The organism is Collinsella aerofaciens, from assembly GCF_041537385.1.
GTDB lineage: Bacteria > Actinomycetota > Coriobacteriia > Coriobacteriales > Coriobacteriaceae > Collinsella > Collinsella aerofaciens_BV.
Window position 1 is genome coordinate 562,103 of sequence record NZ_JBGORS010000001.1, and the last position, 17,080, is coordinate 579,182.

The 17,080-nt window shown below is 59.6% G+C and carries 15 protein-coding genes; 8 read left to right on the forward strand and 7 right to left on the reverse strand.

What is annotated here, in order from left to right; genetic code table 11:
- Positions 1-409 precede the first annotated feature (409 nt).
- A complete protein-coding gene (locus tag ACEG18_RS02555) occupies positions 410-1,237 on the forward strand; it encodes a Cof-type HAD-IIB family hydrolase (RefSeq protein ID WP_372541130.1) in 828 nt (275 codons plus the stop codon).
- Between the two features lie 343 nt (positions 1,238-1,580).
- Here the strand turns inward: ACEG18_RS02555 and polA are convergent, their stop codons facing one another.
- Positions 1,581-4,331, reverse strand: a complete 2,751-nt coding sequence (gene polA, locus ACEG18_RS02560) for a DNA polymerase I (protein WP_372541131.1) — start codon at positions 4,329-4,331, stop codon at positions 1,581-1,583.
- Between the two features lie 166 nt (positions 4,332-4,497).
- Between polA and ACEG18_RS02565 the strand changes: the two genes are divergently transcribed.
- The gene (locus tag ACEG18_RS02565) at positions 4,498-5,895 is read left to right on the forward strand and encodes an aminopeptidase (protein ID WP_372541132.1); all 1,398 of its coding nucleotides are present in this window, start codon (positions 4,498-4,500) and stop codon (positions 5,893-5,895) included.
- A 103-nt stretch (positions 5,896-5,998) separates the two neighbouring features.
- On the forward strand, positions 5,999-6,808 hold the full coding sequence (locus ACEG18_RS02570; RefSeq protein ID WP_372541133.1) for a YaaA family protein: 810 nt from the start codon (positions 5,999-6,001) through the stop codon (positions 6,806-6,808).
- Positions 6,809-6,831: 23 nt separating this feature from the next.
- Here ACEG18_RS02570 and ACEG18_RS02575 read toward each other — a convergent pair whose 3' ends face one another.
- Entirely contained in the window at positions 6,832-7,347 is a 516-nt protein-coding gene (locus tag ACEG18_RS02575; protein ID WP_372541134.1) for a hypothetical protein, read from the reverse strand.
- A gap of 170 nt (positions 7,348-7,517) precedes the next feature.
- Between ACEG18_RS02575 and thiC the strand changes: the two genes are divergently transcribed.
- Positions 7,518-8,852 (forward strand): phosphomethylpyrimidine synthase ThiC, encoded by a 1,335-nt coding sequence (gene thiC, locus ACEG18_RS02580; protein WP_372541135.1) that lies wholly within the window; start codon positions 7,518-7,520, stop codon positions 8,850-8,852.
- Between the two features lie 178 nt (positions 8,853-9,030).
- Positions 9,031-9,861, forward strand: a complete 831-nt coding sequence (gene thiD, locus ACEG18_RS02585) for a bifunctional hydroxymethylpyrimidine kinase/phosphomethylpyrimidine kinase (protein ID WP_372541136.1) — start codon at positions 9,031-9,033, stop codon at positions 9,859-9,861.
- Positions 9,862-10,193: 332 nt separating this feature from the next.
- On the opposite strand, the gene ACEG18_RS02590 is transcribed toward thiD, so the two are convergent.
- From ACEG18_RS02590 to ACEG18_RS02605, 4 genes are all read right to left on the reverse strand, one after another.
- On the reverse strand, positions 10,194-10,853 hold the full coding sequence (locus ACEG18_RS02590) for an SGNH/GDSL hydrolase family protein (RefSeq protein WP_117584214.1): 660 nt from the start codon (positions 10,851-10,853) through the stop codon (positions 10,194-10,196).
- Positions 10,854-10,931: 78 nt separating this feature from the next.
- A complete protein-coding gene (locus ACEG18_RS02595; RefSeq protein WP_372541137.1) occupies positions 10,932-12,065 on the reverse strand; it encodes a TIGR02452 family protein in 1,134 nt (377 codons plus the stop codon).
- A 140-nt stretch (positions 12,066-12,205) separates the two neighbouring features.
- Positions 12,206-12,901: a Bax inhibitor-1 family protein gene (locus ACEG18_RS02600; protein WP_117757011.1), complete on the reverse strand. Its 696-nt coding sequence runs from the start codon at positions 12,899-12,901 to the stop codon at positions 12,206-12,208.
- Between the two features lie 80 nt (positions 12,902-12,981).
- On the reverse strand, positions 12,982-13,320 hold the full coding sequence (locus ACEG18_RS02605; RefSeq protein ID WP_118377353.1) for a hypothetical protein: 339 nt from the start codon (positions 13,318-13,320) through the stop codon (positions 12,982-12,984).
- Positions 13,321-13,570: 250 nt separating this feature from the next.
- Between ACEG18_RS02605 and ACEG18_RS02610 the strand changes: the two genes are divergently transcribed.
- The 3 genes from ACEG18_RS02610 to ACEG18_RS02620 all read left to right on the forward strand — a co-directional run bounded on the left by ACEG18_RS02610 (position 13,571) and on the right by ACEG18_RS02620 (position 16,208).
- Entirely contained in the window at positions 13,571-14,620 is a 1,050-nt protein-coding gene (locus ACEG18_RS02610) for an inorganic phosphate transporter (protein WP_055251696.1), read from the forward strand.
- A 67-nt stretch (positions 14,621-14,687) separates the two neighbouring features.
- Positions 14,688-15,311, forward strand: coding sequence for a DUF47 domain-containing protein (locus ACEG18_RS02615; protein ID WP_372541138.1), 624 nt, complete (start codon positions 14,688-14,690; stop codon positions 15,309-15,311).
- A gap of 366 nt (positions 15,312-15,677) precedes the next feature.
- Positions 15,678-16,208, forward strand: a complete 531-nt coding sequence (locus tag ACEG18_RS02620) for a nitroreductase family protein (protein WP_372541139.1) — start codon at positions 15,678-15,680, stop codon at positions 16,206-16,208.
- Positions 16,209-16,383: 175 nt separating this feature from the next.
- Here ACEG18_RS02620 and ACEG18_RS02625 read toward each other — a convergent pair whose 3' ends face one another.
- Positions 16,384-17,058 carry a DivIVA domain-containing protein gene (locus tag ACEG18_RS02625; RefSeq protein WP_006234242.1) on the reverse strand — a complete coding sequence of 225 codons (675 nt, stop codon included), beginning with the start codon at positions 17,056-17,058 and terminating at the stop codon, positions 16,384-16,386.
- Positions 17,059-17,080 lie beyond the last annotated feature (22 nt).

Consider the following 17,080-nt stretch of genomic DNA (forward strand, 5'->3'; position numbering starts at 1 on the left):
CCCAACGACCTCAAAATGACTCTGTTGAGGCAATTCGCCCCATACGGACAGAGACGATTGTTATCGTCGTCGGGAAATTGCGCGCTGGCGTCGGATGACATTGTCTGCAGTAGTGATGATCTTTACGAACTGCATCTGCCTCTCCTTTCACCTATCGCCGGGCGCAATTCAAATATCGTAAACGGTACCTTTTCCTCGGTAAGCGGTTGTTCTTCCGTCTCCGTTTTCGATGGTCGCTATATTACGCTAAAGTGCCTGCTGCACAAGCGACAAATTCAAATTTCTAAAAAGTTTTTTCATTACTTTGTGAATGAAGATGCAAACGCGCGCCAATCCTGAGAAAATACGCCTGACTACGAGTTGATGGTTATAACGTCTGAAACAATTTCGAAACGAAAGGCTCGCTTTTATGCAAACTTACGAATCGGACGCCAATATCGGAAACATTAAGCTCATCGCCGTCGACATGGACAAGACGCTGCTGACCGACGAGCGCGTTCTGCCTCAGGGCCTTGACGAGCGCCTGGACAAGCTCGCCGAGGCTGGCATCGTGTTCTGCCCCGCCAGCGGACGTCCCGCCCCCAAACTCGAGGAGATGTTTGAGGGCATCAAGAACCGCCTCGCCTTTTGTCCCGACAACGGCGCATGCGTGATCTATCGTGGCAGCTATATCTATAAGAGCATTATCGACGTGGAGCTGTACCAGCAGGTCTTGAGCCGCGCCTCGGAGGATCCTCGCGCTGTCCCCGTCCTGTGTTGCTTCGACGAGTTCTACGTGCTTGCCCGCGACCATCAATACCACGACGAGATCAGCGTCTACTACAACACAATCAACTACGTCGACAGCTTTGAGGGCATTGATATCGAGTCCAACAAGATCTCGATCTTCTTCCCCGCTTACGATGCCGAGCCCGCATTCCGAGAGACCTATAGCCCCGAGTTCTCGGACAAGCTCTACGTCACCAACGCCGGGCGCGAGTGGATCGACTTCATGAACCTGGGCGTCGACAAGGGCGCTGGCGTCGCGCACCTGTGCGAGCAGCTCGGGATCGATATCGCCGACGCCGCCGCCGTGGGCGATACTTACAACGATATCCCCATGCTGGAGCGCGTCGGGCACAGCTTCATCGTGGACAATGCCGAGGAGCACATGAACGCGCACGCCAAGTGGCGCATTCCGAGCAACAACGACGGGGGCGTACTGACGCTCATCGACGCCATCTTGGCGGCTCGGTAGCCGTCCCATCGGGCCTGGCCGGGCGGCACGGGATAACTTTTCGCTCGGTCAGGTCCTGCGCAAGACGAAAGCCACATTAAGTGGCTTTCTTTGCGTGCGGAATCTACGAAAAGTTAACCCGTGCCGCCCGGCCAGGCCCTAGGTTTACTTTCCTGCCGCCAAGATGGCGTCTTGAGTGTCTAGATACTTAGCTGAAATGATTTGAGCAGAGGGGAGCTCTTTGTTGGAAGGGGCTCCCCTCTGTTTTGGTTACTGTGGGACAAATTAATCAGTAGTGTTTGTCCCAAATCTTAAGTATGTGGGGGCTTGCGTCTTGGGCGAGCTTGCCTTACGGAGTGCTTCCCTATTTCGCATCGGCCCAGGTTATGCCGGTGCTGGCTTCGGCGATCAACGGTACGCGGAGGTCTACTACGTGTTCCATGACGTCGCGGACCATGGCGGTGAGGCGCTCGACTTCGTCGACGGGGCACTCAAAGTCCAGTTCGTCGTGCACCTGTAAGATCATGTGGGCGGCAAAGCCCTCTTCTTCCAGACGGCGGCTTACTCGGGCCATCGCAATCTTGATGATGTCGGCGGCGGTGCCCTGCATGGGGTGGTTCATGGCCGTGCGCTCGCCAAAGCCGCGGAGTTGCGGGTTTTTGGCCTTGAGCTCGGGAATATGACGTCTGCGGCCATACATGGTCTCGGCATAGCCCGTCTGCTTGGCTCGCGCCACCACATTGTCGAGGAACGTGCGCACACCCGGGTAGGCCTCGTAGTAGCGGTCGATCATGTCGCGCGCCTCGGCCATCGAGATATGCAGCGACTGCGACAGGCCGTAGGCCTGCTGGCCATACACAATGCCAAAGTTCACGGCCTTGGCGCGACTGCGCAAGTTGGGCGTTACCTCGGACACCGGCACGCCAAACACGCGCGCGGCCGTCTCGGCATGGAAGTCCTCGCCTTCGTTAAAGGCGCGCACCAGGTGCTCGTCACCCGAGAGATGTGCCAGCAGACGCAGCTCGATCTGCGAGTAGTCCACCGCCAAAAAGACGCTTCCCTCGCCTGCCGAGAACGCCGTCTTGACGGTACGGCCCAGCTCCGAGCGCGTCGGGATGTTCTGCAAGTTCGGGTCGCTCGAGGACAGGCGACCCGTTGCCGTGATGGTCTGGTTGTACGTGGTGTGCACGCGACCGTCACCACGGCGCAGCGGGCCCAGCGTGTCCAGATAGGTGGACTTGATCTTGGACTTCTCACGCCAGTCCAAGATCAGACGCACGATTTCGTGGTCACGGGCAAGGTCGCTCAGCACCTTGGCGTTGGTCGAATAGTAGCCGCGCTTGGTCTTTTTGAGGCCCTTGGTCGGAAGCCCCATAACGTCAAACAGCACGTGCGAGAGCTGCATAGGGCTGCCGATATTAAAGGTCTCGTCGCCGGCCAGGTCACGAATGCTGCGCTCGGCCTCGGCAATCTGAGTCGCCAGGCCCTCGGACAGACTATGCAGACGGTCGGGGTCTACAAGCATGCCCGCGCGCTCCATCTTGGCAAGCACCGGCACGAGCGGCATCTCGATCCCGTCGAACACGTTGGCGGCGTTCTCGCGGGCCATGCGGTTACGCAGCGGTGCGACTAGCGCCAGCGACAAGGCCGCCGTGCGAGCGGCGGGCGCAGGAGCGTCCTCGCCGGCATCCTCCGCACCGCGCACCGCAGGCAGCGCCATCTGCAGATACGTATCGGCCAGATATGCCTCATCGAACTCGGAGCGGTCGGAATCCAACAGGTAGGCGGCAACCACGGTATCGAAGATGCGCGTGGAATCGACTGCCAGCGGATCCATGAGCTCGGACTCGGAAGAATCGATGGGCGAAAGCTCATGCAGCAGCGCCTTCATATCCGGGCTCGCCACGCGGCCCTCCATAAACAGGCGCGCAAGCACACCGGCGATCACGCCGTGGGCGAAGTTGAAGCCATCACCCACGGCAGTGGTGCCGCCGTCGCCCTCCTCAAGCGCAAGCAGCCCCTTGGACGTCGCCAGCCACAGCGTGCGTGTCAGGCCAAAAAGCGCGCCCTCCTCCTTGTCGTCGTCCACCACGGCGGCAATCCACTCGCCTGCCTCGATCGCACGAGCGATTTCGTCGGCAGCGGCAGCGAACGCCTCGGCATCGCCGGCGGCAGCGCGCATAACGGGGGGAATCTCAAACGTGCTGGCGGCGGCCGCAGCCCCACCCTCGCCACCGATTAGCGACAAGAAACGGTTCTGCATGGCCGTAATGCCGAGTGTGCCCAGCGCCGCGGAGACTTCGTCGGCAGAAAACGCCGGGAAGGATGTCGCGTCAAAGTCAAGCTCGACAGGCGCATCGGTGCGAATGGTTGCGACCTTGCGGCTCAACAGGGCATCGTCGATATGCGCACGCAGGTTTTCTCCCATCTTGCCCTTGACCTCGTCAGCATGCGCGATGACCTCGTCCAAGCTACCGTACTGCGCGATGAGCGCACTCGCCTTTTTGGGGCCGATGCCCGGTACGCCAGGAATGTTGTCCGACGTATCGCCCTTCAGACCGTAAAAATCGGGTACGAGGGCCGGCGTAATGCCGTGATACAGGTCGTCCACGCTCTCGGGCGTCATGATCGCCACGTCGGACAGGCCCTTGCGAGTCGAGACCACGTTAACGTGCTCAGTCACAAGTTGATACATGTCGCGGTCGCCGGTCACCAGCAGCATGTCGCAGCCGGCCTCCTCGCCCAGGCGAGCCATGGTTCCCAGGATATCGTCGCCTTCCCAGCCCTCGGACTGCAGAATCGGCACATTGAGCGCACCGAGCAGCTCCTTGATCATCGGAAACTGCGCGTGCAGATCGGGGTCCATGGGTGGGCGCTGCGCCTTATACTGCGGCAGCATCTCCATGCGCACGCGCGGTTTGCCCTTATCGAACGCCACGACCACACCGTCGGGGTTAAAGGCGTCGATCATCTTGAGAAACATATTCAAAAAGCCAAAGATCGCGTTGGTGGGGCGACCGTCCGGCGCGTTCATGGTGGGCGGCACGGCGTGGAAGGCGCGGTGCATGAGCGAGTTGCCGTCGATAACGGCAAAGGTACGGCGCTTGTCAGACATATTGAATACCTCGCTTTGGGCTGGGCACGGTTTGCTCACATCAGTTTACACGCTCCCCGCCCTGCGGCCACCACACATCAAGCTCCCCCGCCACCGTAAGCCTGCGCGTGATACGATGGCTCACGGTACATCAACCAGCACGATCGATCCGAAAGGAGCCTGCGTTATGGAGCGTCCCTGCGCATGGAAAAAGTACACGCCACAGCAAATCGAGGAGCTCGAGGAGCTTTGCCGCGGCTATAAGCAGTTTTTGAGCGAGAACAAGACCGAGCGTCTGTGCGTCAAGACCGGCATCAAGATGGCCGAGGAGGCGGGCTACGTCAATCTGGAGACCGTGATCGCCGAGGGCCGCGCGCTCAAGGCTGGCGACAAGGTGTACGCCGCCAATCACGGCAAGGACCTCATGCTCGTCAACCTGGGCACCGCCCCGCTCGAGCAGGGCTTTAACATCTTGGGCGCCCACGTGGACTCGCCGCGCCTGGACCTCAAGCAGAATCCCGCCTTTGAGGCTGGCGACATGGCCTACCTCGACACGCACTACTACGGCGGCGTCAAGAGCTACCACTGGGTGGCCTCCCCGCTTGCACTCGTGGGCGTCATCTGCAAAAAGGACGGCACCACCGTCGACATCAACATCGGCGACAAGGCAGACGATCCGGTCTTTACCATCTCCGACCTGCTGATCCACCTCTCGAGCGAGCAGATGTCCAAGCCCGCCAAGGACGCCGTCGACGCCGAGATCCTCGACGTGATCGTGGGCGGCCGCCCCGTCAAGTTCGATGAGGACGACAAGGACGCCCCCAAGGAGCCCGTCAAGCAGATGTTCCTGGACATCCTCAAGGAGCAGTATGACGTCGAGGAGGAGGACTTCCTCTCCGCCGAGATCGAGGTCGTGCCCGCTGGCCCGGCCCGCGACATGGGCCTCGACCGCTCCATGATCTTGGGCTATGGCCACGACGACCGCGTCTGCGCCTACCCCTCCATGCTCGCCCAGATCAACGTCGCCAACGTGGAGCGCACGAGCATCACGCTCATCGTCGACAAGGAGGAAATCGGTTCCGTGGGCGCCACCGGCATGACGAGCCGCTTCTTCGAGAACACCGTCGCCGAGATCATGACGCTCGCCGGCGAGAATAGCCCGCTGGCCCTGCGCCGCGCACTCGCCCGCAGCCGCATGCTTTCCTCTGACGTGTCTGCCGGCTTCGACCCGGGCTATGCCGGCAAGTTCGAGACCAAGAACGCCGCCTTTATGGGTCGCGGCCTGTGCTTTAACAAGTACACGGGCAGCCGTGGCAAGGGCGGCTCCAACGACGCCGACGCCGAGTACGTGGCCCTCATCCGCGACATCATGGACGAGGCCGGCGTGGACTTCCAGACCTGTGAGCTCGGTCGCGTCAACGCGGGCGGCGGCGGCACCATTGCCTACATCATGGCCAAGTATGGCATGAACGTCATCGACTCCGGCGTTGCCGTCCTGTCCATGCACGCCCTGTGGGAGGTCGCCAACAAGGCCGATATCTACGAGGCCTATCGCGGCTACAAAGCCTTCATCGAGCGCGCGTAACCAACCCTTTATCAGTTGCGGTGAAATACAGACTAAACTGGCCCATAAACGGCCAAAACAGACCGTATTCCACCGCAACTTCCTTTTTGGCAGAGGAGAGTCCATGCTGCAGGTCATCATTTCGCCCGCCAAGCAGATGCGCGCGGCACAAGATGCTTTTGAAGTTCAGGGGATTCCACCTTTTGTGCACGAGACGGCTCGCCTCCACCGCGCACTGCTAGATATCGAGCGGAATGAGGGCAGCGGCGGTCTGCAGGCGCTATGGAACGTGAGTGACAAACTGCTGGGGCCTTGCCTCAACACCCTGCATGAGTTTAGGCCCATCTTGGGAAACGGCAATCTCGACAATCCCGCACTCGCCCGTCACCTCTCCCCTGCCGTCATGTCCTATCACGGCATTCAATACCAGAGCATGGCGCCCGAGGTGATGGATTCAGCGCAGCTCGCATGGCTGCAAGACCATCTATGGATCCTCTCCGGCCTCTACGGGTGCGTTCGTCCCTTTCATGCCGTCGAACCGTATCGACTGGAAATGGGCTCGAAGCTCGCCGTTGACGATGCCCGAGACCTCTACGCGTTTTGGAGCGACAAGCTCGCGCGGGCTATCGCCCCGGCAGGCTCAAACACCACGATCGTCAACCTCGCCAGCGTAGAGTATGCCAAAGCCGTTCTGCCCCGCCTCACCACCGATGTCACGGTCGTCACATGCCTCTTTGGCGAAGATATCCGCAACGGCAAGCCCATCCAGCGCTCGACCGCCAGCAAAAAGGCGCGCGGCTCCATGGTGCGGTGGATGGCAGAAAACAAGCTCGAGGATGCAAGCGAACTTTCCGCATTCAACATCGGCTATCGGCACATCCCCGAGCTTTCAGACAAAAACACCCTGGTTTTCATGAACGCGCAGGCACAATAGACCCGCCGTTTCCAAATACCCCGTTACTCCGCCAAGCCATCGGCCTTTGCAATCTCGCTCGTCGAGCCATCTTGGTAGGTAATCTTAATGTGCTCTACGTCGGATACCGCAACGCCCGACGGAGGTTCCAGACGCCACTCCGTCAGAGCGATATCCATGGTCGTGGGCACATCGCCCTGATCTTTGAGCTTCACCATGAGCGTTTTGAGTGCCTCATCAAACGTCACGCGTTCGATTTCTTCACCCGGAATAGACCCGCCGCTCAACTGCAGCTGCACAAACTCGTCGCGCGGATACCAATAGTCTCCCGGCGCGGCAACGGTATTGCCGCCCGTAACCTTCACTGTCATGATCGGCAGGGCATCGTCGGCCTCGAACTCCCATGCAGCGCCGCCGCGACCACCAAACGTCCAGATACAAAAGGCAATCACCAGCACGGCAAGCACCGCAAAACCAATCGCAACAAGACCATGGTGCGCACGGCTTTCCTCGGCCGATACGTCCCATTGCGTCTCTCGATATAGATGCTTGTCTTCCATGTTCGCCTCCCCACAGGCACGCTTGTTGGCCCAATCGTACCCATTCAGGCTATACTTGAGCCCATGACATAATGGGGAGCTTGCGGGACAAGACGGCAGGCTGAGATTGGGCGCGCCCGCCCTGACCCGCAAACCTGATATGGGTAATGCCAACGAAGGGAGCCGTGCCAATGAGCACACAGACCGAGCCCAAGCTCGTCACGCAAATCGACTTCGCCCGTGCCGGGCAGATCACGCCGCAGATGAAGGAAGTCGCCGAGCGCGAGCATCGCGACCCCGAGTACATCCGCGAGCGCGTGGCCGACGGCCGCATCGCCATTCCCGCCAACATCGTGCACATCAAAAAAGGCATGCGCGCCTTTGGCGTCGGTGAGGGCCTATCCACCAAGGTCAACGTGAACTTGGGCATCTCGGGCGACAAGGCCGATGCCGCCGAGGAATGGAAGAAGGTCAAGATCGCCGAAGACTTTGGCGCCGACGCCATCATGGACCTTTCCAACTCGGGCAAGACGCGCCAGTTCCGCCAGCAGCTCATCGACGAGACACCGCTTATGGTGGGCACCGTCCCCATGTACGACGCCATCGGCTATATGGAAAAGCCGCTGGTCAAGCTGACCAAGGATGACCTGTTCGAGGTCGTGCGCGCGCACGCCGAGGACGGCGTGGACTTTATGACCATCCACTGCGGCATCAACAAGTCGGTCACCAAGACCTTTAAGGAGACCGGCCGTCTCATGAACATCGTCAGCCGCGGCGGCTCGCTGCTGTTTGGCTGGATGGAGGTCACCGGCAACGAAAACCCCTTCTACGAGTACTTTGACGAGCTGCTCGAGATTTGCCACGAGTACGACGTGACGATTTCGCTCGGCGACTCCTGCCGCCCGGGCTGCCTCTACGACTCCAACGATGCCACCGAGACCGCCGAGATGATCGAGCTGGGCAAGCTGTGCAAGCGCGCTTGGGCCGCCGGCGTCCAGGTCATGGTCGAGGGCCCGGGTCACATGGCACTCGACGAGATCGCCGCCAACATGAAACTGCAAAAGCGCCTGTGCCACAACGCCCCGTTCTATGTGCTGGGTCCGCTGGTGACCGATATCGGCGTGGGCTACGACCACATCACCGCCGCCATCGGTGGCGCCATCTCCGCCAGCTCCGGCGCCGACTTCCTGTGCTATGTGACGCCGGCCGAGCACCTGTGCCTGCCCAACGCCCAGGACGTACTCGATGGTCTCATGGCCACCAAGATCGCCGCACACGCCGCCGATATCGCCAAGAAGGTGCCGCACGCCCGCGACATGGACGACAAGATGGGCCAAGCACGCCGCAAGCTCGACTGGGATGCCATGTGGAAGTGTGCTCTCGACCCGATTACGGGCAAGAAGCGCTACGAGGAGTCCCCCGCCGCCACCGAGGGCACCTGCACCATGTGCGGCAAGATGTGCGCCGTCCGCACCGTCAACAAGGTGTTCGAAGGCACGACGATCGACCTCGGCATGGAGGACTAACTCGTCACCGGAGCCACAATCGGTAACATGGTGTTCGTCAATTGTTGACGTGTGAACATTTGCTTACATTTGCGTAAAGATTGCATCGCCCGCCCGGGTTCGACATAGAGTCGGCCCGGGCATCTTTATAATGCTGGCTTAAAGACCCATTTGATTCCGACCGAACAAGGGAGCAAACATGGATCGCAGTAAGGTACCTGCCGTCCTGTCCATCGCAGGATCCGATTCCAGCGGTGGCGCCGGCATTCAGGCCGACATCAAGACCATCACGGCGCACCGCTTGTATGCCGAGACGGCCATCACCGCCATCACCGCACAAAACACGCTCGGTGTCACCGCCGTGCAGAATATCTCCCCTGATATCGTCGCTGCGCAGATCGACGCCGTATTTGACGATATCCGCCCCAGCGCCGTCAAGATCGGCATGGTTTCCTCTGCCGAGATTATCGAGGTTATCGCCGACCGCCTGAGCGCCTGGAACGCGACAAACATGGTCGTCGACCCCGTCATGGTAGCCACCTCGGGCGCACGGCTGATTGCCGAAGATGCCGCCGAGGCGCTCACCCGCCGCCTGTTCCCACTGGCAACCGTCATCACGCCCAATATTCCCGAGGCCATGGCCCTGCTTGACTACGAGGTCGACTCCGAGCGCACACAGCAAAATGCTGCCATGCTCCTCACCCGCCGCTTTGGTTGCGCATCCCTCGTTAAGGGTGGGCATCTTGTCAACGAGGCCAACGATGTATTGGCCGAACCCGCGCCACTCGATGACGAGGGCAACCATCTGGGCGATCCGCTCACCACGTGGTTCCGCCACAAGCGCATCGAGACCGACAACACGCACGGCACCGGCTGCACGCTCTCGTCCGCCATCGCCTGCGCGCTGGCCCAGGGCATGGATCTTGCCGACGCCGTCAACGCCGGTAAGGCCTACCTAACCGGCGCTCTCGCCGCCGGCTTTGACATGGGCAAAGGCTCCGGCCCCGTCAACCACATGTGGCAGTATTAAGATTCGCAGCCCAAAACCGCCGCAAAGGGGACAGGCACCTTTGCGGTGGCTCCCACAAACATCTCGATCTGTAACAGTTAGAGCCCATTTTTCAGCCCACCTGTTATAGATCGAGACATTCAAATTCCACCGAGAAGATAGTCTTGATCTGTAACAGTAACTCGGCTAAATCGACCCTAGATGTTACAGATCGAGACAAACGACCGATATCGACCTTAATAATCTCAATCTGTAACATCTAGCCCGTTTTCGGCCTTACAGCTGTTACAGATCAAGACAAATCAACGAAACAAGCCACCACAAGGGTACCTTTGTGGTGGCTTGGGGTCGCGCTACTCACCGAGCATCTCTTGGAGCTTGGCTGCCACGGCATGTCCCAAGCTCTCGTGGCTTTCGGGCATCATATGCAGATAGTCAATATCGCCCGGCTCGGCAAACTCGGCGGCATTCAAAAAGTCGCAGCCAAACTGCTCGGCCACGTGCGCATAGTACTCGCCAAAATGTTCAGATGCCTCGACGGAACGCTCGTCAAAATCGGTCATATATACATCGGCGATCTGCGGCTTGATCTTGATAGGAGCCATCAGCAGGATGCGCGGGCAAGGCGCGGCGTCGGTCCACGGAAACGCGCGGACGGCGCGAATCAGCGCCATGGCGCCACGGGCGATATCGGAAGCTGTCACGTTAAAGACCGTCTTACAGTCGTTGGTGCCCAGCATGATCACAATGGCGTCCAGCGGCTTATGAGCCTCGAGCAGCATCGGAAGCGCGCGAATGCCGTTGAGGTTAGTGTCCAGATGGCACATGTCGTCGCGTACCGTCGTGCGGCCGTTGAGGCCTTCTTCAATTACATGCCAGCCCTCGCCTAAGTCACGTTGGACCACGCCACACCAGCGCACATCCTGCGCATAGCGCACCGCGGTACCGTCGCGCATGCCCGCCGGATCGTAACCATAGGTGTTGCTGTCACCAAAGCACAGAACGTTTTTCATCGTAAGCTCCCCACTCAATAAAAAGCCGACAGGAGCAGCCTCTCCCGTCGGCTCGGTATATCGCATCACGAGCACCGTTTACAGGTACTTGCGCCAGTCGTCGTCATCCTCGTCATCCTCGGCAGCGGCCTGAGCCTGCTCGGCGGCACGGGCGGCTGCGGCGCGGGCGGCAACCTGAGCATAGGACTCCTCGTTTCGCTCGGGGAAGTTTGCCAGCACGTGCTCGAATTTGGCGAAGTCCTCGTCCCAGCGCGTAGAGGGCACGGCAAAGAAGACCTGCTTGACCTTGAAGTCGCCCGATGCGAGCTCCTTGCGGAAGAGCTCGGCCACGGCCTCGGCGTCAAAGCCGTTGTTCTCGCAGCCCCAAGCACCCACTACGAGCTTCTCGCGACCCAACTCGTCGCAGATGGCGAGCACAAAGCGGATGCGGTCGCGCAGGGCATCCAGCAGAGCATCGTCGCTCACGCGGTACTCCTGGCGAGCACGCTTGGCGTTGGGTGCAGCGGCGACGATCACGTCGGCATAGGCGTGCACATGCTTGCGCTCGAAGCGCACCGCGGGCACCACCAGCGCACGGTTGCGGTACAGCTCACAGTTGATGTTGCGGCGACGGTTCTCACCGTACCATTTACGCTGCTTATCGAGGACGTTGTACAGATACGAATCGGCGCACAGCGTGGCCTCCTGGCCCAGATAACCCTGAATATATCCACCGCCCGGATTGGTAAACGAGGCAAAGGCGAGCACGGCCATGTCGCAGAACTGCGCATAGCCGCGACCGTTATCGAGGATTGCCTGCGTGGCGGAGGCATCAAGCACAGTGACCTCGGGCAGGACCGAAGCGGGCTCCTCAGCAGGCGCGGACTCAGCTTCGGCGATTTCCTCGGCAGGCTCCTCGACGGGCTCGGGCGCCGCCTCGGTCTCGGGCGCTGCCTCGACCTCGGCAGTCTCCGCGTTCTCGACGTCCTCGGCGACCTGCTCTTCGGGGGCCACAGCAGTCTGAACCTTGGCCTTCATCGCCGCGACAAAGCCGGCAGGCATGCCGTCAAACTCGCGAACACCAGCAAGCGAACGCTCGATATCCTTGGCGCAGGCCTCGGACACAGTCATCACATGGCGCTCGGCGGCCTTGGCACGGGCCTCGCGCTTGGGATTGGGCTGACCCGCTCGGTTGGACCTGCGGTTACGGTTCCTGTTGTCGACGTCTGCCATACGTGGTCACCTTTCCTGTCGCTGCCGCTATCGGCTTTTCCCATCCATGATACCCCGCCGCGCACAAAAAAGACGGCCCCGAAGGACCGCCTTTCGCATCGTTTTACCGTGTCCGGCAGGAAGCATCGCAATGCCGCGCTTTAATCGCGACGGCCGAGGATGTTCAGAATGCGCAGGAACACGTTGATGATGTCCACGAACAGGTTGGATGCCATGAGCACGGCGTTGGGCAGCGTGGGCGGCACCGTCGTTGCCACATAGGTGTCGTAGCCGATGAAGCCGGCGAACACCACGATCACGATCAGGTCGGTGATGGACTGCGAAACGCCCATGAACATCAGCACGATCTCGACCAGAATCGTGGCAAGCAGGATGCCAAAACCAATGCCATACACACGCTGGAAGAACTTGGGGAAGGTCACGCCCAGCGCACCAAAGACAAAGGTAATGGCGGCCGTGGCGATAAAGGCGGTGTTAATGGTAGGCAGGTCGTAGTTGGCAAGACCAAACGACGCCGTCAGGCCAAAGGTGCTCGCAAAGACCACGTAGCCCACGAGTGACAGGCCCACGGACTGTTTGCTGGCAGCAGCCGACATCATGACCATGCCGACGATGGTCAAAATAAATGAGCCAAAGACCAGCGGCAAAGCGGCGCCGCTCATCATCATGCGCGCAAACGACATGGTGCTCGTAAAGTAAGCACCGGCGCCCATGGCGCAAAAGCCCAAAAAGATCAGAGCAGACATGACAAGGTTGTACGCGCGCGGCGACATCTCCTTGGCACGGCTTGCGCCGGTCTCGATGGGGCCATTCTGATAGCCCTGAATATCGTTCATAATTTCGTCCTTTCAAAAAGCACCGCGACGGCGCCGTAGCTGACAAGTTTCCTGCCATTGTACCCGAACGTCACGCGTTCTTACCTGCGGCGCTCGCTCTCGAGTGTTCGGTCGAACGCCCACACCCACCAACGCATCAGATGAGTCTGCGAGCCATCCGGTCGCTCGCGTGCCTGTTCTTCCAGATACAGTTCGGTCGCATGTCCGCCAAAACGCACCTTATAAGTCGCCGTACGAATGCCGTGAACCGTCAGGCCAAAACCGGTGGACGAGACAATCTCGTCAATCGTAAAGCAGCGACCGTCAACCCAGCAGACGGTAACCGGCACAACCTGTCCGCCCGCGAGAATGCGAGCCACGACGTCCACATACTGCTTGTGCACGCGCCGAGTTTTGCCGTCTGTCTGTCGATATTCCATGCCTCCTATTATCGAACGCATGTTTGCATGTTGTAAAGCGAACAGGCTGTGGTTTTGGGGTGTCGGAGCGATCGCATGTGTCCGCATGGCGTGTTAGCAAAAAGAACACCCGCGGTCAACAGGGATAATATTCAATTTTAGTGCCAAAAAATTCACTGCTCCCATCAGAACTCGGTAAAGAAACCCGCAGGAGGTGATACGATTTATCATGTTTCTGTAACGTGCCTGCAAACTTCGAGAAAGCCCATATATGGACGTAACGTTCTCAACCTTCCTCGGCCAACTTGTGTCGAACCCAGTCCTTGCCGTCACCGTGATCCTCGCGCTCGGCGCCATCTTCGTCAATGGATGGACCGACGCACCCAACGCCATCGCGACCTGCGTCACTACGCGTTGCATGCCCGCCCGCGCCGCTATTCTCATGAGTGCCGCATTCAACTTCCTTGGCGTGCTCATCATGACGCACTTTAACGCGAGCGTCGCCAACACCATCTCCCATATTGTCGACTTTGGCGGAAACAGCACCATGGCGCTCGCCTGTCTATGCGCGGCGCTGTTCTCCATCGTCGTCTACGGCGCCACAGCGTCGCGTTTTGGCATCCCCACCTCGCAAAGCCACAGCCTTATCGCCGGCCTGACCGGTGCCGCCATCGCCCTCGGCGGTGCGAGCAGCGTCAACGTCCACGAGTGGATGAAGGTCATCTACGGCCTGGCGCTCTCCATCGGTCTGGGCTTTGTCATGGGCTGGGTCCTGTGCAAGCTCGTCTCGATTCTTTTCGCCGCCGCCAACAGGCGACGTGCCAATGTCTTCTTTAAATACGCTCAGATCGCGAGCGCTGCGGCCATGAGCTTTATGCACGGCGCGCAGGATGGACAGAAGTTCATCGGCGTGCTCTTTTTAGGCGTGGCCTTTGCCAGCGGCCAGACGAGCGTCGGCGATGCCGGCATCCCCATCTGGATTATGCTGCTATGCTCGGCCACCATGGGCATCGGCACCAGCGTGGGCGGCGAGCGCATCATCAAGTCCGTTGGCCAGAGCATGGTCAAGCTCGAAAAGTACCAGGGCTTCTCCGCCGACCTGGCGGGCGCCGCGAACCTGCTGCTTGCCACCCTTACCGGCATCCCCGTGTCCTCCACGCACATCAAGACCTGCGCCATCATGGGCGTCGGTGCCGTCAAACGCCTCTCGGCCATCAACTTCGGCGTCGTCAAGGACATGATGTTCACCTGGTTCTTCACCTTCCCCGCCTGCGGACTCATCAGCTTTGTCATGGCCAAGCTGTTCATGATGTTCATCTAGTCAAACCGAACGTCCATCCGGACCGTAACACCTCGCCCACCCGTCTTCGCCTCGAAAGGACCCACTCATGGCAAAGAAACCCGATTCGTTCTACTTTGACAACTACGTCGCCTGCGCCGACCTAGCCGTCCAGGCCGCCGAGCTGCTTACCAAGATTTTCGAGAACTTCGATCCCGCAAAGATTCACGATATGCTCGACATGATGCATGCGATCGAGCATGCGGCCGACAAGAAGCACCACGAGCTCGAAGACGCCTTGCTCACGGCCTTTATCACCCCGCTTGAGCGCGAGGACCTGGACCTGATGAGCTGCTCGCTCGACACCGTGCTCGACCGTATCGAGGGCGTCGTGCAGCGCGTCTACTTCACCAACATCCAGAGCATCCATCCCGATGCCATCGTGATCGCCCACAAGGTGACCGACGCCTGCCGCGCCATGAAAGACCTGATGGTCGAGCTGCCTAACTACCGCAAGTCCAAAACGCTGCGCGAGCTCGTCATCCAGATCAACACCATCGAGTCCGAGGCCGACGAGCTCTATATCAACGCCATGCGTAACCTGCACGTTAACGGCAAGGACCCGCTCGAGGTCATCGCTTGGCGTGACGTGTACGCCTTCCTGGAGTACTGCGCCGACTGCTGCGAGAATGTGGCCGATGTCGTGGATTCGATTGTCATGAAGAACAGTTAATTGGGGGTACATGTCCCACCGGTCGCGGGCCCGGCCACTAATAACCTTTTTCACTCCGGCTGCAAGCAGAGTCGTTCAAAAGCGGTTAATTAGTGGTACGCGTCCCACCGGCGAAGGCCCGGCACCTATTTGCTTTCTCACTCCGGCTGCGTGGCAGAGTCGTTCGAAAGTAAATAGGTGTCGGGCCTTCGCCTTACGTATCACCATTGGGAACCTGGGCTAATAGGCGGAATGCATGGTGGCTTTGGTTGAAAGCGTCTTTGGCATCAGTCATGACTTTGGGCAGCGCTGAGCGTTTGGCTGAATGTTGCTCTGGGTACCCTTTGGTTGTCTTTTATTTCGTTATTAAATTGTTGGAGGGCTTGTATGTCTTATTTGGATCTGGCTCGGGGTCGTTATTCTTGTCGCGAGTTTGAGGACCGTCCTGTTGAGCAGTCGGTAGTGGATGCCATTGTTGAGGCGGGGCGGATTGCTCCTTCTGCTTGTAATAATCATCCAACCCGTGTGATGGTGCTGGATACGCCTGAGCTTCTGGAGAAGGCTGCTGCTTGTCAGCCTCGGTTTGCTCGTGATGGGTCTATCTTTGGGGCTCCGCTTGTCTTCCTTATTTGCAGCGTTACCGATGATGCTTGGGTGCGTCCGTATGACCAGATGAATTCCAGTGAAATCGATACGTCCATCGTGTGCGACCAGATGATGATGGAGGCCACCGAGCAGGGCCTGGGAACGTGCTGGGTATGCCATTTTAAGCCCGAGGTGGCACAGGAGCAGTTCGACCTGCCCAAGGGCGTCTATCCCTATCACATGCTCGTCTGTGGCTATCCTGCCGACCACATCGCCGATCCCGAGCATCGCGAGGCCCGCACCATTCCCCTCCCCAACTTCCTCCTCAAGTAGTTTTTGGCACATGCCCTAAAACCTACCTTTTACCGCTCACCCATTCGCCGAGTTCTGCGCCACTATGCGCAGGGCTCGGTTTTTTATGTTGCGCGCCCCTGCACACCCTGCACAGTCATAAAAAAGGACCCGCAAGCTGCGGGTCCTTTCGAGATACTAAATTGTAGGACGAATGTTAGTCCAAGTCGTCGGCGGCAAAGTTGTCGATCGGGGCGAAGGGATCGGCCACGGGGACAACCGGGTCAGCAACGGGCAGCGGCTCGGCGGGAACAGTCACCGCAGGAGAAGCGGCAGAACCGACCGGCGTGGAGGCCATGAGGTCGGCCGGGAAGGAGTTTTGGGCATCGTCCATGAAGTGCTGGATGAGCTTGAGATACTCGGCCTTGAACTCCTCACGGGAAGCCTTGAGACGATCGATCTCCTCGAGCTCGGCCTGCTTCTCGGTCAGAGCCTGGCGGATAACCTCGCGGGCCTTGGCGTCAGCCTCGTTGCGGATACGCTCAGCGTTCTCGTTGGCATCGTTGACGATGGTCTCAGCGGTCTGCTGGGCAGCGATCAGGGCAGCGGAAATCTGGCGCTCCTGAGCGGAGAAGTCAGGGGCGGGAGCAGCCACGGGGGCGGCAGGAACGGCCTGGGCGGTGGCATCCTGAGCCTGGGCAAGCTGAGCCTGGGCATCGGCAAGCTGCTGCTCGGTAGCAGTCAGACGACCCTTAAGGTCGACGATCTTAGCGAGCATAGCGTCGACCTCGGAGGACAGCGTCTCCAAGAAGACGTCGACCTCGGCAGGATCGTAGCCACGCTTGGCCTCAGAGAAAGTCTGAGCCTGGATGTCTGCAGGGGTAATAGCCATAACAAGTCTCCTTTTTCATCGC

Excerpts from the sequence above, each read along its gene's own strand:
- ACEG18_RS02555 (WP_372541130.1), top strand. The coding sequence starts at position 410 with ATGCAAACTTACGAATCGGACGCCAATATCGGAAACATTAAGCTCATC.
- ACEG18_RS02605 (WP_118377353.1), bottom strand. The coding sequence starts at position 13,320 with ATGGAATATCGACAGACAGACGGCAAAACTCGGCGCGTGCACAAGCAG.
- thiC (WP_372541135.1), top strand. The coding sequence starts at position 7,518 with ATGAGCACACAGACCGAGCCCAAGCTCGTCACGCAAATCGACTTCGCC.
- ACEG18_RS02595 (WP_372541137.1), bottom strand. The coding sequence starts at position 12,065 with ATGGCAGACGTCGACAACAGGAACCGTAACCGCAGGTCCAACCGAGCG.
- ACEG18_RS02615 (WP_372541138.1), top strand. The coding sequence starts at position 14,688 with ATGGCAAAGAAACCCGATTCGTTCTACTTTGACAACTACGTCGCCTGC.
- ACEG18_RS02600 (WP_117757011.1), bottom strand. The coding sequence starts at position 12,901 with ATGAACGATATTCAGGGCTATCAGAATGGCCCCATCGAGACCGGCGCA.
- ACEG18_RS02620 (WP_372541139.1), top strand. The coding sequence starts at position 15,678 with ATGTCTTATTTGGATCTGGCTCGGGGTCGTTATTCTTGTCGCGAGTTT.
- ACEG18_RS02625 (WP_006234242.1), bottom strand. The coding sequence starts at position 17,058 with ATGGCTATTACCCCTGCAGACATCCAGGCTCAGACTTTCTCTGAGGCC.
- ACEG18_RS02610 (WP_055251696.1), top strand. The coding sequence starts at position 13,571 with ATGGACGTAACGTTCTCAACCTTCCTCGGCCAACTTGTGTCGAACCCA.
- ACEG18_RS02590 (WP_117584214.1), bottom strand. The coding sequence starts at position 10,853 with ATGAAAAACGTTCTGTGCTTTGGTGACAGCAACACCTATGGTTACGAT.
- ACEG18_RS02565 (WP_372541132.1), top strand. The coding sequence starts at position 4,498 with ATGGAGCGTCCCTGCGCATGGAAAAAGTACACGCCACAGCAAATCGAG.
- thiD (WP_372541136.1), top strand. The coding sequence starts at position 9,031 with ATGGATCGCAGTAAGGTACCTGCCGTCCTGTCCATCGCAGGATCCGAT.
- polA (WP_372541131.1), bottom strand. The coding sequence starts at position 4,331 with ATGTCTGACAAGCGCCGTACCTTTGCCGTTATCGACGGCAACTCGCTC.
- ACEG18_RS02575 (WP_372541134.1), bottom strand. The coding sequence starts at position 7,347 with ATGGAAGACAAGCATCTATATCGAGAGACGCAATGGGACGTATCGGCC.
- ACEG18_RS02570 (WP_372541133.1), top strand. The coding sequence starts at position 5,999 with ATGCTGCAGGTCATCATTTCGCCCGCCAAGCAGATGCGCGCGGCACAA.